Source organism: Cupriavidus gilardii (genome assembly GCF_013314895.1).
Taxonomy (GTDB): Bacteria; Pseudomonadota; Gammaproteobacteria; order Burkholderiales; family Burkholderiaceae; genus Cupriavidus; species Cupriavidus gilardii_C.
Genome location: NZ_JABTYE010000036.1, coordinates 1 through 14,197, shown reverse-complemented (window position 1 = coordinate 14,197; position 14,197 = coordinate 1). Strand labels below are relative to the sequence as shown.

The window sequence follows — 14,197 nt, the reverse complement described above, 5'->3', positions numbered from 1 at the left end:
CTGGGGACAGGGCTGGCGGCACCTGGTGCCGTCGCCCGCGCGAACGCGCGGGTCCGGCAGCTTTGCTCCGTGAGCGGACTTCAACGACGCCGGGTTCCCGCCTGCGACGGGGCGACAGGGCTAGAACCACGCCTTCATGCTGTCGCCCAGCCGCTGCCAGAAACTGTCCGGAATCCACAGCAGCGCGCTGGTCATCGCCAGATAGCGCAGCAGCTTGCCGACCGCCATATAGCCCAGACTCGGCCAGAACGGCAGCCGCAGCCAACCGGCTAATGTGCACAATGGGTCACCCAACATCGGCAGCCACGACAGCAGCAGCGTCTTCGGGCCGAGTCGGCGCATCCAGCGGAAGTAGCGCGCGTCCAGCGGCGGCTTGCGCGGCTTGCGGGGGTGCTTGCGATGCTCGGCATGCTCGCGCTCGTGCTCGCGATGCTGGCGCCGCAGGTGGTAGCGAACCAGCGCCAGCTTGGCCGCATAGCCCAGCCACCAATCGATGGCGCCGCCGGCCGTGTTGCCGGCGGTGGCCACCAGCAGGGCCGGCCAGAACATGTCGGGATTGAGCTTGATATAGCCGAACACGGCGGGCTCGGAGCCGACCGGCAGCAGCGTTGCCGACAGCAGGCTGACGAGAAAGATGGCGCTCAGTCCTACCTTGGGCAGCGCGGCGGTTTCGAACAGCCAGTCGATCAGGCCTTCCATCAATGCGGTCGTTCGTTGGTGGGGTTCGGGACGAAGATGGCGGCCGGCGCGAACGAACGCGGCGGCGCGGATGTCCGCGGCTGCGTGCGGTCCCGCTCGCGGCCGGCCATTCTAGCAAGGCCCGGCGGGGCAACCCGCATGGCACACCCCAGGGATTTGTGATTTACTGTTAGAGCCTTTGCCAGCCTATGGTTCACTGGCCGGCGGGCGCGACGGATCGCCCGTCGCCCGCAGTCGCTCCGGCAGTCGATCGAGCAGTCGATCTGCCCGAACCGCTGCACAATCGCTGCACCAATCGCTGCACCAAGATCGCTGCACCACTATCACGAAATAGCCGCGTCCCAACAAGCGGCAGCCACGCGCCGTAGCCTGTTCCGGGCAGCCACCGCGCATTTTCGGGATACACGCGGGATGTTCGGAGCCGGCCATGTGCGTCCACCCACATGGAGACCAGCATGGCGATTCCGATCCGCCTGACCGTCAACGGCAAGTCCGTCGACGCTCAGGTCGAACCCCACACCCTTCTCGTCCAATTCCTGCGTGAACAGCTGCGCCTGACCGGCACCCATGTCGGTTGCGACACCGCGCAATGCGGCGCCTGCACCGTGCATCTGGACGGCCGGGCGGTGAAGTCGTGCAACCTGCTGGCGGTGCAGGCGGACGGTGCCGAGGTGACCACCATCGAAGGGCTGGCGCCCGACGGCGAACTGCACCCGATGCAGGCCGCCTTCCGCGACTGCCACGGCCTGCAATGCGGGTTCTGCACGCCTGGCATGGTGATGAGCGCGACCGCGCTGGTGCAGGAGCGCCCGAACGCGGACGCCGCGACGATCCGCGCGCATCTGGACGGCAATCTGTGCCGCTGCACCGGCTATCACAACATCGTGCGCGCGGTGCAGCAGGGCCAGGCCGCGATGGCCGGTACCGCTGCACCGGCCACCGCCTCGGCCGAGTAAGGAGGACCCCGCCATGAACGCACCCGAGACTCCACGGCTGGTCGGCGCCTCCGTCAAGCGCAAGGAAGACTACCGCTACCTGACCGGCATCGGCCAGTACACCGACGACATCGTGCAGCCGCAGCAGAGCTACGGCTATTTCGTCCGCTCCCCCTATGCGCACGCGCGCATCCGTTCGATCGATACGCGCGAGGCGATGGCCTCGCCCGGCGTGATCGGCGTCTTCACCGGCGACGACATGGCGGCCGACAAGGTCGGCGGCCTGCCCTGCGGCTGGCTGATCCACAGCATCGACGGCTCGCCGATGAAGGAGCCCCCACATCCGGTACTGGCGCAGGGCAAGGTCCGCCATGTCGGCGACCAGGTCGCGCTGGTGGTGGCCGAGACGCTGCAGCAGGCGCGCGACGCCGCCGAGAAAATCGAGGTCGATTACGAAGAACTGCCGGCGGTGGTGCGCACCGCCGACGCGACGTCGGCCACCACGCTGGTGCACGACGACGTGCCGGCCAATACCTGCTACGTCTGGGGCCACGGTGACCGCGCCGCCACCGATGCCGCCTTCGAGAAGGCCGCGCACGTGACCACGCTGGAGATCGTCAACAACCGGCTGGTGCCCAACGCAATCGAGCCGCGCGCGGTCAACGCGAGCTACAACCGCCAGGACGACAGCTATACGCTGTACGTTGCCAGCCAGAACCCGCACGTCGAGCGGCTGCTGATGGGCGCCTTCGTGCTGGGCCTGCCGGAATCGCGGCTGCGCGTGATCGCGCCCGACGTCGGCGGCGGCTTCGGCTCGAAGATCTTCCTGTATCCGGAGGACGTCGCGCTGACCTGGGCCTCGAAGAAGGTCAAACGGCCGATCAAGTGGACCGCCGAGCGTTCCGAGTCCTTCCTGACCGACGCCCACGGCCGCGACCATGTCACGCGCGCCGAACTCGCGCTCGATGCCGACGGCAAGTTCCTGGCGATGCGGGTCCATACGACCGCCAACATGGGCGCCTACCTGTCGACCTTCGCCTCGAGCGTGCCGACCATCCTGTACGCGACGCTGCTGGCCGGCCAGTACGCGACCCCGGCGATCTACGCCGAGGTCACCGCGGTGTTCACCAATACCGCGCCGGTCGACGCCTATCGCGGCGCGGGCCGTCCCGAGGCGACCTATGTGGTCGAGCGCCTGGTCGAGACCGCGGCGCGCGAGCTCGGCATCGATCCGGCCGAACTGCGCCGCCGCAATTTCATCCGCAGCTTCCCCTACGCCACGCCGGTCGGCCTGACCTACGACACCGGCGACTACGAGCCCTGCCTGCAGCGCGCGCAGGAACTGGCCGACGTGGCCGGCTTCCCGGCCCGGCGCGACGAGGCTCAGCGCCGCGGCAAGCTGCGCGGTCTCGGCTACTCCTGCTATATCGAGGCATGCGGTCTGGCGCCATCGAATATCGCCGGGGCGCTCGGCGCGCGCGCCGGCCTGTTCGAGGTCGGCGAGATCCGCGTCCACCCGACCGGCACCGTGACGGTCTTCACCGGCTCGCACAGCCACGGCCAGGGACACGAGACCACCTTCGCGCAGGTGGTGGCCGACCGGCTGGGCATCCCGCTCGACGCCGTCGAAGTGGTGCACGGCGACACCGGCCGCGTGCCCTTCGGCATGGGCACCTACGGCTCGCGCTCGCTGGCGGTCGGCGGCTCGGCCATCGTCAAGGCGCTCGACAAGATCGAGGCCAAGGCCAGGCAGATCGCCGCGCATCTGCTCGAAGCGTCGGCCGACGACATCGAGTTCAGCAACGGCGTATTCCGCGTCGCCGGTACCGACCGCAGCAAGACCTTCGGCGAGGTCGCGCTGTCGGCCTATGTGCCGCATAACTACCCGCTCGACCGGCTGGAGCCGGGCCTGAACGAGAACGCGTTCTACGACCCGACCAACTTCACCTATCCGTCCGGCGCCTATGTCTGCGAGGTCGAGGTCGACCCGGACACCGGCGAGACGCAGGTGGTCAAGTTCACCGCGGTCGACGACTTCGGCAACATCATCAATCCGATGATCGTCGAAGGGCAGGTGCACGGCGGCATCGGCCAGGGGCTGGGGCAGGCGATGCTGGAGCAGTGCGTCTACGACGGCGACAGCGGGCAGCTGCTGACCGGCTCGTACATGGACTACGCGATGCCGCGCGCGGCCGACCTGCCGGACTTCACCGTCGAGACCGCGCAGGGCACGCCGTGCACGCACAACCCGCTGGGCGTCAAGGGCTGCGGCGAGGCGGGCGCGATCGGCTCGCCGCCGGCCTTCATCAACGCGCTGATCGACGCGCTGTCGCCACTGGGCGTGCGCGACATCCAGATGCCCGCCACCCCGCACCGGGTCTGGCAGGCGATCCACGCGGCCAGGCAGGGCGACGGTGCGCCGGGGGCTTCCCCAGCTGCCACTCAGACCGCCAACCAGACCGCCACCGCGGCCCGGACCATCTGACGCGCGAGGAGACTTCCATGTACGCATTCCAGTTCCAACGCGCGACCGACGCCCAGGCAGCGGCCGCGCTGCTGCGCAGCGACCCCGACGCGAAGATCGTGGCCGGCGGGCAGAGCCTGATCGCCGCGATGAAGCTGCGCCTGGCCGCGCCGTCGACGCTGGTCGATATCAACCGCATTCCCGGCATCCGCGATATCCGGGTCGAGGGCGACACGGTGGTGATCGGCGCCGGCGCGCGGCACGCCGATGTCGAAGCGCATCCGGAGGTGAAACGGCGGCTGCCGGCGCTGGCGTCGCTGGCGGGCGGCATCGGCGACCGTCAGGTGCGCGCGCTCGGCACGCTGGGCGGCTCGATCGCCAACAACGACCCCGCCGCCTGCTATCCGGCCGCGGTGCTCGCATTGAACGCCACCGTCGTGACCGACCGCCGCAGCATCGCCGCCGACGATTTCTTCGTCGGCATGTACGAAACCGCGCTCGAGCCCGACGAGCTGATCACCGCGGTGCGCTTCCCCTGCCCGCGCGAGGCGGCCTACGTCAAGTTCCGCAATCCGGCCTCGCGCTTTGCGCTGGTCGGCGTGATGGTGGCGCGCGGCTTCGGCGCAGGCGGGGGTGCAGGGGGCAATGGCAGCGGCAGCGGCGGGGGCGACGTGCGCGTTGCCGTGACCGGCGCCGCCGACGCGGTGTTCCGCTGCGAGCCGCTGGAGCGGGCGCTGTCGGCCGACTTCAGCGCCGCGGCGGCGCGCGCCGTGACGATCCCGACCGAGGGCTTGAACGACGATCTGCACGGCTCGGCCGAGTACCGGGCGCATCTGATCCCGGTGCTGGCCGCGCGCGCGGTCGAGCAGGCGCTGGGGCAGGCGCCAGCGCAGTCGACCTCGCAGACGTCCTGAGTCCGGACGGCGGGCCGGCTCGCCGGTCCGCCGTCTCGCCACGGCGCCCTGTCCGCGCCCTCGTTCTCGCACTGCCGCCCTGCCCGCCCGCCTGCCACGTCGAACCTCGCCTTCATGCTGCCCGACTCGATCGACCAGACCCTGACGCTGCTCCAGCGCGAACAATATTTCGCCGACCGCGAGACCGCGACCGTGCTGTTCCTTGCGCTGAAGATGCAGCGCCCGCTGTTTCTCGAGGGCGAGCCCGGCGTCGGCAAGACCGCGCTGGCGCAGGCCATCGCCGCGGGCCTCGGCACGAAGCTGTTGCGGCTGCAGTGCTACGAGGGGCTCGATGCGGCCAGCGCGCTGTACGAATGGGACTATCCGCGCCAGATCATGGCGCTGCGGCTGGCGGAGGCGCGCGGCGAGCGGCCCGAGGCGCAATCGCTGTACCGCGACGAATTCCTGCTCAAGCGCCCACTGCTGGAAGCGCTGCTGCCCGACCCGGCCGCGCCTGCGGTGCCGCGCGTGCTGCTGATCGACGAGATCGACCGCGCCGACGAACCGTTCGAGGCCTTCCTGCTCGAGGTGCTGTCCGAATACCAGGTGTCGATTCCCGAGATCGGCCGCATCGCCGCACAGCGCCCGCCGCTGATCGTGATGACGTCGAACCGCACGCGCGAGGTGCACGACGCGCTCAAGCGCCGCTGCCTCTATCGCTGGATCGGCTATCCCGAGCGCCAGCGCGAGCTCGACATCGTCGCCGCCCGCGCCCCGGAAGCCGCCGCGGCGCTGCAGATGCAGGCGATCGACTTCGTGCACCGGCTGCGCGGCATCGACCTGTTCAAGGCGCCCGGCATCGCCGAGGCGATCGACTGGTGCCGCGCGCTCGCGGCGCTCGGCGTGACGGAGCTCGATCCCGATTCGGTGCGCGACACGCTCGGCGTCCTGCTCAAGTATCAGGACGATCTCGCGCGCGTCGACGGGCCGACCGTGGCCGAGCTGCTGGCCGACACGCCGACGGAGCCGGCCGGGGAGCGTTGAGTGACGTCGCGCCCGCCAGCCGATGCGAACCCTTCGGTGCCGATGTCGCCCCGGCCCGCAACGGGACCGGAAGGCCCGACGGCGCTGCCGGTGCTCCCGGTACTGGCGCGCAATATCACCCATTTCGTGCGGCTGCTGCGCGGGGCCGGCCTGCCGCTGTCGCCGGCGCAGGCGGTCGACGCGCTGCAGGCGCTGCGGCATGTCGATCTCGGCCGGCGCGACGAGGTGCGCGCCACGCTGGCCGCGCTGATGCTGTCCGGCCCCGATCAACGGCCGCTGTTCGACGCCGCCTTCGATCTGTTCTGGCGCGATCCCGACTGGGAGGGCAAGCTGCGCGCGCTGCTGCTGCCGCGCGTCGAGGCCGGCGCGCCGCCGCCCCGCCGCAGCAACCGGCTCGCCGATGCGCTGGCCGCGCGCGAGCCGCCTGCCGCGAAACAAGCGGCTGCCGAGGAGCCGGCCGTCGAGCGGATCGGCGCGGTGCTGACCTTCTCCGCGCAGGAACGGCTGGCGCAGCGCGACTTCGACACGCTGTCCGCCGAAGAATGGCGCGCGCTGCAGCACCTGATCCGCTCGCGCCGCACCCATCTGGCCACCGAACGCACGCGCCGGCTGCGCGCCGCCACCCACGGCACCCATGCCGACCTGCGCGCCAGCGCGCGGCTGGCCGTGCGCCAGCACGGCGAATGGCTGCGCTGGAAATACCGTCGCCATGCCGAGCGCCGCCCGCCGCTGGTGCTGCTGCTCGATATCTCGGGATCGATGAGCCAGTATTCGCGCGCGGTGCTGTACTTCTGTCATGCCCTGATGCAGTCGCGCGAGCGGCTGTCCGTCTTCCTGTTCGGCACGCGGCTGACCAATATCAGCCGCGCGCTGCGCGAACGCGATCCCGACGATGCGGTGGAGGCGATCGCGCAGCAGGTGCGCGACTGGGCCGGCGGCACCCGCATCGGCGCCGCGCTGGCGACCTTCAATCGCCAGTGGGCGCGCCGCACGCTGGCAGGCCGCGCCACCGTGCTGCTGGTCACCGACGGGCTCGACCACGAACGGATCGACCTGCTCGGCGACGAGATGGCGCGTCTGCGGCGTTTCGCCCATCGGATCGTCTGGCTGAACCCGCTGCTGCGCTACGCCGGCTTCACGCCGCAGGCGCGCGGCGTCCAGGCGATCCTGCCGCATGTCGACGCGCTGCGCCCCGCCCACAATCTGGCCAGCCTGTTCGCACTGGAATCGCTGCTCGCGGCGCCTTCGGCTCTCCGAGCCGCCAACGGAGCCGCCAACACCAAGGAGAACCCCGCACCATGGAAATGACCCAAACCCACCGGCTGCCGGTGCCGCAGCAGGTCGCCTGGGAGGCGCTGAACGACACGGCCCTGCTCCAGCATTGCATTCCGGGATGTGAGAGTATCGAGCCCGATGGCGACAACGCCTATCTGCTGAGCATGACGGCCGCGGTCGGGCCGGTGAAGGCGAAGTTCAAGGGCCGGATGGCGCTGCAGGACATCCAGGCGCCGGACAGCTATACCATCGCGTTCGATGGCCAGGGCGGCGCGGCCGGCTTCGGCAAGGGCACCGCGAAGGTGCGGCTGGACCCGGACGGCGACGAGACGGTGCTGTCGTACACGGTGCAGGCGCAGGTCGGCGGCAAGATCGCGCAGATCGGCTCGCGGCTGGTCGATGGCGCGGCGCGCAAGATGGCGGATACCTTCTTCACGCGCTTTTCCGAGGCGGTCAGCGGCGGCCAGGCGGGAGACAGCTCTGCCGGTGAACCTTCGGCCGGCGAATCGACCCAAGTCACTGCCGCCGGCGCCGAACCGACGGGCGCACAGTCAGCTGCACAGTCAGCTGCACAGACAGGCGAACAAGCAGGCGAACAAACGAAACGGAAGCGATCATGGACAGCGTGGATCTCGAAGTCCTGAAAAGCAGTGTGCGCTGGACCGCCGAAGGCCACCGCACGCTGCTGGTCACGGTAGTCAGGACCTGGGGCTCGTCGCCCCGCCCGGAGGGCGCGATGCTGGCGGTGCGCGACGACGGGCTGGTGGTCGGCTCGGTGTCGGGCGGCTGCATCGAGGACGACATCATCGACCGGGTCCGGCGCGAGGGCATCGCGGCCCGCGCACCGGAGGCGATCAAGTACGGCATCAGCGCCGAGGAGGCGCACCGCTTCGGTCTGCCCTGCGGCGGCACCATCGAGCTGGTGGCCGAGCCGGTGACGGCCGCCAGCGGGCTGGCCGAGCTGCTCGACGCGGTCGAGAACGGCAAGCTGGTGACCCGCACCCTCGACATGGCGACCGGCAGGGCCACGCTGGGCCCGGCCGAGGCCACCGACGGCCTGACCTTCGACGGCCGCACGCTGGTGACCATCCACGGGCCGCGCTATCGGATGCTGGTGATCGGCGCCGGCCAGCTGTCCAAGTACCTGTGCCAGATCGCGGTGGGCCTGGGCTTCCAGGTCACGGTCTGCGATCCGCGCGAGGAATACACCGAGACCTGGGACATTCCCGGCGTCACCATGGTCCGGACCATGCCGGACGACACCGTGATCGAGATGAAGCTGGACGAGCGCAGCGCGGTGATCGCGCTGACGCACGACCCCAAGCTCGACGATCTGGCGCTGATGGAGGCGCTGCGCACGCGCGCCTTCTATGTCGGCGCGCTGGGCTCGCGGCGCAACAACCAGGCGCGGCGCGAGCGGCTCAAGGAATTCGATCTGAACGACGCGCAGCTGGCGCGGCTGCATGGCCCGGTCGGCATCTACATCGGCAGCCGCACGCCGCCCGAGATCGCGATCTCGATCCTGGCCGAGGTGGTGGCGGCCAAGAACCACGTATCGCTGCCCGACATCCTGCAGGTGGAAGGCGCCAAGGCCGCACGCGAACTGGCGGCCAACGAGGCCAGCGCATGCAGTCCGGGCCGCTGATCGATGCCGATCTGCCGGCCGGCATCCTGCTGGCCGCGGGCTACGGCCGCCGCTTCGACCCGAGTGGCGCGCGCAACAAGCTGCTGCAGACGCTGCCCGACGGCCGCACCGTGGCCTGGCACAGCGCCCGCGCGCTGGCCACCGCGCTGCCCGGTGCGATCGCCGTGGTGCGGCCCGGGATGGCGGAACTGGAACGGGAATTGACCGAGGGCGGCTGCAAGGTGCTGGTGTCGGGCAGCGCCGAGGCCGGCATGGGCGCCGCGCTGGCGGCGGCGGTGCAGGCCTGCGCGCAGGCGCGCGGCTGGCTGGTGGCGCTGGCGGACATGCCGTGGCTGCCGGTCGAACTGATACGCGCGGTGGCCCTGAGCATTGCCACGCCGGAGACCGCCGCCGACGCGATCGCCGCGCCGTGGCGCGACGGCCGCCGCGGCCATCCGGTCGCCTTTGGCCCGGCCTGGCGCGATGCGCTGCTGCGGCTCGACGGCGACGAGGGCGCGCGCGGCCTGCTGCAAGGTGAGGCGGTAACGCGCATCCTGACCGATCACGACGGCGCGTTCCGCGATATCGATACGCCAGAGGATCTGGGTTGAGAGGTGGCGGCTGAACGCGCCGCCTGCCCGCTCGCCGATTGCGGTCTCGCTCTGCCCCTCAGAGCGAGAGGGGAGAAAAGCCCGGCGGCCGTCCGCTCGCCGATTGCCGTCTCCCTCTCCCCTCTCAGGGGGAAAGGGCTGGGTACAGGGAGGTGGCCTCCCCGGTCACCCCTGGTCGATCTCCGAAAGGCTGCGAAGATATTCCCGGCTCCACCAGTGCACGTCCTGCGCGCGGATGCGCTCGAGCAGTTTCTGATGGCGGCTCTGCCGCTCGGCCAGCGGCATGTGCAGGGCCTGCTGGATCGCCTGCGCGGTGCCCTGGACATCGTAGGGGTTGACCATCAGCGCTTCCTTCAGCTGCTCGGCCGCGCCGGCGAACCGGGACAGCACCAGCACGCCCGGATCGTCGGGGTCCTGCGCGGCGATGTACTCCTTGGCCACCAGATTCATGCCGTCGCGCAGCGGCGTCACCAGCGCGACGCGCGCGGCGCGGCACAGGCCCGGCAGGCGCCGGCGCGACGTGGTGCGGTGGATATAGCGGATCGGCATCCAGTCGAGTTCGCCGTACTCCCCATTGATCGACCCCGACATGCCCTCGAGCTGGCGGCGCAGATCGGCATAGGCGTCGACGGACTCGCGCGACGGCGCGGCGATCTGGATCAGCGTGGCGCTCGAGCGGTTCTCGGGATACTGCGCCAGCAGCGCCTGAAACGCCTTGAGCCGCTCCGGCAGACCCTTCGAATAGTCCATCCGGTCCACGCCCAGCAGCAGCCGCCGGCGCGCGTACTGGGCCATCATCATCTCGTAGGTTTCCTGGGCCTCGTGGCCCTTGCCCAGCGACACGAACTCGTCGACGTCGATGCCGATCGGAAAGGCCTGCGCCCGCACGGTGCGATGGAAGGCGCGGTAGCGATGGTCGCCCATCGGCTCGGCGCCGGCCTCGGACTGCGCGTAGCGCGCGAAGTGCTCGAGGTCGGCCTGGCTCTGGAAGCCGATCAGGTCGTAGGCGAACAGCGCGCGCATCAGCCATTCGTGCTGCGGAATGGTGGTCAGGATCGGCGGCGGCGGCAACGGGATATGGAGGAAGAAACCGATGCGCTGGCCGCATCCCATCGCCCGCAATTCCGCGGCCAGCGGAATCAGGTGATAGTCGTGGATCCAGATCATGTCGTCCGGCCGCAGCAGCGGCGCCAGCTTGCGCGCGAACAGCTGGTTGACGCGGCGATAGACGTTCAGATGGCCGGCATCGAAATCGGCCAGGTCGACGCGGTAGTGGAACACCGGCCACAGCACGCCATTGCTGTAGCCGAGATAGTAGGCGTCGTGGTCCTCGCGGCTCAGATCGACCGTGGCCAGCGTCACGTCGCCGGCATGCTGCAGATGCAGTTCGCCTTCTCCGGGCGTGCCACCCTGCGCGGTCTCGACGACCCGGCCGCTCCAGCCGAACCATAGCCCGCCGGTGGCATTCAGCGTTTCGCCGAGCGCCACCGCGAGTCCGCCGGCGGCGGCATTGCGGGGGTCGGCGACGCGGTTGGATACCGCTACCAGTCTTGACATAGGCCTCCTGTGTGGCGACACGCCGGCGCGCGCCGCCCGGTGAATCGGGGCCGGCTCAGATCACCGCGTCCCATGGCGACGACAGGCGCATCGCGCCGTTGATCAGGCCGACCATCGAATAGGTCTGCGGGAAATTGCCCCACATCTCGCCGGTGACCGGATGCGTGTCCTCGGACAGCAGGCCGAGCGGATTGCGCGCGGCCAGCATCGCCTCGAAGATCTCGCGTGCCTGTTCCTTGCGGCCGATGCGCGCCAGCGCATCGATCCGCCAGAAGGTGCAGATGTTGAAGGCGGTCTCGGGCTTGCCGAAATCGTCGGGTGCCTCGTAGCGGCGCATGTAGGGGCCGTCGCACAGCACCTCTTCGAGGCGGTCGATCGTCGCGACGAAGCGCGCGTCGCGCGGATCGATGAAGCCGACTTCGGCCATCAGCAGCACGCTGGCGTCGAGTTCGCGTCCGCCGAAGCTCTCGGCGAAGGCCTGGCGTTCCTCGCTCCACGACTCGCGCAGGATGCGCTCGCGCATCGTCTCCGCGTGCTTGCGCCAGTACGCGGCGCGCGCCGGCAGCTGCAGCTTGTCGCCGATCTTGGCGAGCCGGTCGCAGGCCGCCCAGCTCATCAGCGCGGACGAGGTATGGACCCGGGCGCGGGTGCGCAGCTCCCACATGCCGGCGTCCGGCGTGCCGAACACGCGTACCGCCTGCTCGCCGACCTGTTCCAGCACGCGGTATTCGGCCGGGCCGCCGCGATGCAGCAGCCGGTGGTCGTGGAAGGCCTGCGCGGCGCCGAGCACCACATTGCCGTAGACGTCGTGCTGGAAGTGTTCCTGAGCCTGGTTGCCGACCCGCACCGGTCCCATGCCGCGGTAGCCGGCGACATGGTCGAGCACGCTCTCGGGCAGTTCGCGTTCGAGGCCGATGCCGTACAGCGGCTGGATATGACCGTCCTTGGACTGCATCACCACATTGGACATCCAGCGCAGATAGTCCTCCATGGTGCCGACCTCCGACAGGCTGTTGAGCGCGCGGATCACGAAGAAGGCATCGCGCAGCCAGCAGAAGCGATAGTCCCAGTTGCGGCCGCTGTGCGGCGCCTCGGGAATGCTGGTGGTCATCGCGGCGACGATCGCGCCGGTCTCCTCGTACAGCGACATCTTCAGCGTGATGGCCGCGCGGATCACCGCGTCCTGCCATTCGCGCGGCACCGCCAGCCGGCGCGTCCACAGCTTCCAGTAGGCGATGGTCTCCTGCTCGAAGTCGCGCGCGGTCTCGTCGACGCCGTGCTGCAGCGTTTCGTCGGGGCCAAGGATGAAGTTCATGCCCTGCGTGACCAGGAACGGCGTGTTGGCCATCACGTAGGTCAGCGGCGCGTCGGTCGTCATGCGCAGCGTCATGTCGTCACCGATGAAGCGCACATGGCTGCTGCCGCGCGTGGTCTGCGGCACCGTGCGGCCCCAGTTGAAGCGCGGCGCGATGCAGACCCGCACGCGCGGCGCACCCTTGATCGGGCGGATGCGGCGTACCAGCGTCAGCGGACGGAAATAGCGGCCGAGGCGGAAGAAACGCGGCGCGAAGTCGGTGATCTCGAGGCAGTTGCCGTGACGGTCGGTCAGGCGCGTGCGCAGCACCGCGGTGTTGGGCTCGTACCATTGGCGCGATTCGGCGAAGTCCTCGATCTCGATCGAGAAATGGCCGGCGTTCTCGCTCGGGTCGAGCAGCGCGTTGAAGACCGGATCGCCGTCGAAGCGCGGCAGGCAGCACCAGACGATGCGGCCGCGCGAATCGACCAGCGCCGAGAACGCGCAATTGCCGATCATGCCCAGCGATAGCGAAGGCGGGCAATATCGCCCGCCCTGCCTGGTGCCGTCGCTGTTGAGCTCGTCGGCGCGATTGCGCGCGATCCCGGATTCAGGCTGACTCACAAACTTCCCCCTTGTCAGGATGAGGTGGTGGACGCGGATGGATTGGAGCCGGTGGCGGCCGGGCTCGAAGAGACCGATCCGGCGGAGGCGGCGGCCGCAGGCACGGTATCGGTGCCGGCGGCATGCCCGTCCGGGGCCGGCGCTGCGCCTGCGTCCAGCGCCCTGGCGCTGCGATGCAGCCAGGCGCGCAGGTCCGACGGCGTGGGCACGCTGACGGTGGCGGCGCTCGGCCGCTGGCCGACCAGCACGCCGACGCCGCCCAGATGGGCCACCATCGCGAAGCCGTCCTCGTCGGTCACGTCGTCGCCGGCGAAGATCGGCATGCGGCCGGCAAACGGCGGCGAGCGCATGATCAGCTCGACCGCGCTGCCCTTGGTGACGCCGGCCGGTTTGACCTCGACCACCATCTTGCCGTGGAGCATTTCCAGCCCGCTGACGTCGCCCAGTGCCTGGGCAACCTGCTCGCGCACCAGCATTTCGAGCTCGGGCACCGCGCGGTAGTGCACCGCCAGCGCCATCGGCTTGCGTTCGAGCCGCAGCCCGGGATGGGCCTGGGCGAAGTCTTCGAGGCGGCGGTGCAGCCGGTCCAGGTCGGGCGCGGGGACTTCGAGCCGCCGCCCCTCGGCGTCGCGCAATTCGGCGCCGTGCACGCCTGCGGTCGGCAGCTCCAGCGGCGCGAGGAAGGCGTCGAGCTCGGCGATGGTGCGCCCCGATACGATCGCGACCGCGCCGCCCAGCTGACGGTGCAGCGTGCGCAGCGTTCCCACCAGTCCCGCTTCGACCTGCACGAGCTCCGGGCGTGGCGCCAGGTCGGCCAGCGTGCCGTCGAAGTCGAGGAATAGCGCGTTATCGGGATCGATCAGCGGAAGGGATGACATCGCCGCACACCGTAACACGATCACTTGACGAGCGTCCACCGGACGGCGTCCTACAAGGCGGATGCGTCACCAAAGCAGCCGGGCCGCCGGCGCGCGCACTGCACGGTGCGGCGCGACGGGCCGCCTGCACCGTTGCCTGCACCTTGGCCGCCACCCCGCCCGGTACCGGCACCATGCGGACCCGACGCCGCCCGATCCTTTATCATTGGCGGTTTCCCGAACGCCAAAGCCGACGCCCCGGGGCGGCACAAGCGTGGTGCCGGTACCGGGCGGGGTGGCGGCCAAGGTGCAGGCAACGG

General features: G+C 70.1%; 11 protein-coding genes and 1 pseudogene. 8 read left to right on the top strand and 4 right to left on the bottom strand.

Going from position 1 to position 14,197, the window contains the following annotated elements; genetic code table 11:
- Positions 1-120: 120 nt before the first annotated feature.
- Complete coding sequence (locus tag HTY53_RS23340) at positions 121-699, bottom strand: YqaA family protein (RefSeq protein WP_174108978.1); 579 nt, start codon at positions 697-699, stop codon at positions 121-123.
- Between the two features lie 455 nt (positions 700-1,154).
- Between HTY53_RS23340 and HTY53_RS23335 the strand changes: the two genes are divergently transcribed.
- From HTY53_RS23335 to HTY53_RS23300, 8 genes and pseudogenes are all read left to right on the top strand, one after another.
- A complete protein-coding gene (locus HTY53_RS23335; RefSeq protein WP_174108977.1) occupies positions 1,155-1,655 on the top strand; it encodes a (2Fe-2S)-binding protein in 501 nt (166 codons plus the stop codon).
- Positions 1,656-1,668: 13 nt separating this feature from the next.
- Positions 1,669-4,038 (top strand): annotated as a pseudogene (locus HTY53_RS23330) (xanthine dehydrogenase family protein molybdopterin-binding subunit); the annotation flags it as partial.
- 98 nt (positions 4,039-4,136) lie between these two features.
- Positions 4,137-5,012: an FAD binding domain-containing protein gene (locus HTY53_RS23325; RefSeq protein WP_174108976.1), complete on the top strand. Its 876-nt coding sequence runs from the start codon at positions 4,137-4,139 to the stop codon at positions 5,010-5,012.
- Positions 5,013-5,126: 114 nt separating this feature from the next.
- Positions 5,127-6,035, top strand: coding sequence for an AAA family ATPase (locus HTY53_RS23320; protein WP_174108975.1), 909 nt, complete (start codon positions 5,127-5,129; stop codon positions 6,033-6,035).
- A gap of 42 nt (positions 6,036-6,077) precedes the next feature.
- Positions 6,078-7,343 (top strand): vWA domain-containing protein, encoded by a 1,266-nt coding sequence (locus HTY53_RS23315; protein ID WP_174108996.1) that lies wholly within the window; start codon positions 6,078-6,080, stop codon positions 7,341-7,343.
- The gene (locus HTY53_RS23310; RefSeq protein WP_174108974.1) at positions 7,334-7,954 is read left to right on the top strand and encodes a CoxG family protein; all 621 of its coding nucleotides are present in this window, start codon (positions 7,334-7,336) and stop codon (positions 7,952-7,954) included. Before HTY53_RS23315 ends, HTY53_RS23310 begins: the two co-directional genes overlap by 10 nt.
- A complete protein-coding gene (locus tag HTY53_RS23305) occupies positions 7,927-8,955 on the top strand; it encodes an XdhC family protein (protein WP_174108973.1) in 1,029 nt (342 codons plus the stop codon). Before HTY53_RS23310 ends, HTY53_RS23305 begins: the two co-directional genes overlap by 28 nt.
- The gene (locus tag HTY53_RS23300; RefSeq protein WP_174108972.1) at positions 8,937-9,545 is read left to right on the top strand and encodes a nucleotidyltransferase family protein; all 609 of its coding nucleotides are present in this window, start codon (positions 8,937-8,939) and stop codon (positions 9,543-9,545) included. Before HTY53_RS23305 ends, HTY53_RS23300 begins: the two co-directional genes overlap by 19 nt.
- Positions 9,546-9,710: 165 nt before the next feature.
- Here HTY53_RS23300 and otsA read toward each other — a convergent pair whose 3' ends face one another.
- The 3 genes from otsA to otsB form a co-directional block, all read right to left on the bottom strand.
- Positions 9,711-11,102: an alpha,alpha-trehalose-phosphate synthase (UDP-forming) gene (gene otsA, locus HTY53_RS23295; protein ID WP_174108971.1), complete on the bottom strand. Its 1,392-nt coding sequence runs from the start codon at positions 11,100-11,102 to the stop codon at positions 9,711-9,713.
- A gap of 55 nt (positions 11,103-11,157) precedes the next feature.
- On the bottom strand, positions 11,158-12,915 hold the full coding sequence (locus HTY53_RS23290; RefSeq protein ID WP_174108995.1) for a glycoside hydrolase family 15 protein: 1,758 nt from the start codon (positions 12,913-12,915) through the stop codon (positions 11,158-11,160).
- A gap of 119 nt (positions 12,916-13,034) precedes the next feature.
- On the bottom strand, positions 13,035-13,898 hold the full coding sequence (gene otsB, locus HTY53_RS23285; protein WP_174108970.1) for a trehalose-phosphatase: 864 nt from the start codon (positions 13,896-13,898) through the stop codon (positions 13,035-13,037).
- Between the last annotated feature and the right edge of the window lie 299 nt (positions 13,899-14,197).

What these genes read in the sequence shown, in the direction of transcription:
- otsB (WP_174108970.1), bottom strand. Translation starts at nt 13,898, where the DNA reads ATGTCATCCCTTCCGCTGATCGATCCCGATAACGCGCTATTCCTCGAC.
- HTY53_RS23340 (WP_174108978.1), bottom strand. Translation starts at nt 699, where the DNA reads ATGGAAGGCCTGATCGACTGGCTGTTCGAAACCGCCGCGCTGCCCAAG.
- HTY53_RS23290 (WP_174108995.1), bottom strand. Translation starts at nt 12,915, where the DNA reads ATGATCGGCAATTGCGCGTTCTCGGCGCTGGTCGATTCGCGCGGCCGC.
- HTY53_RS23315 (WP_174108996.1), top strand. Translation starts at nt 6,078, where the DNA reads ATGTCGCCCCGGCCCGCAACGGGACCGGAAGGCCCGACGGCGCTGCCG.
- HTY53_RS23325 (WP_174108976.1), top strand. Translation starts at nt 4,137, where the DNA reads ATGTACGCATTCCAGTTCCAACGCGCGACCGACGCCCAGGCAGCGGCC.
- HTY53_RS23300 (WP_174108972.1), top strand. Translation starts at nt 8,937, where the DNA reads ATGCAGTCCGGGCCGCTGATCGATGCCGATCTGCCGGCCGGCATCCTG.
- otsA (WP_174108971.1), bottom strand. Translation starts at nt 11,102, where the DNA reads ATGTCAAGACTGGTAGCGGTATCCAACCGCGTCGCCGACCCCCGCAAT.
- HTY53_RS23310 (WP_174108974.1), top strand. Translation starts at nt 7,334, where the DNA reads ATGGAAATGACCCAAACCCACCGGCTGCCGGTGCCGCAGCAGGTCGCC.
- HTY53_RS23335 (WP_174108977.1), top strand. Translation starts at nt 1,155, where the DNA reads ATGGCGATTCCGATCCGCCTGACCGTCAACGGCAAGTCCGTCGACGCT.
- HTY53_RS23320 (WP_174108975.1), top strand. Translation starts at nt 5,127, where the DNA reads ATGCTGCCCGACTCGATCGACCAGACCCTGACGCTGCTCCAGCGCGAA.
- HTY53_RS23305 (WP_174108973.1), top strand. Translation starts at nt 7,927, where the DNA reads ATGGACAGCGTGGATCTCGAAGTCCTGAAAAGCAGTGTGCGCTGGACC.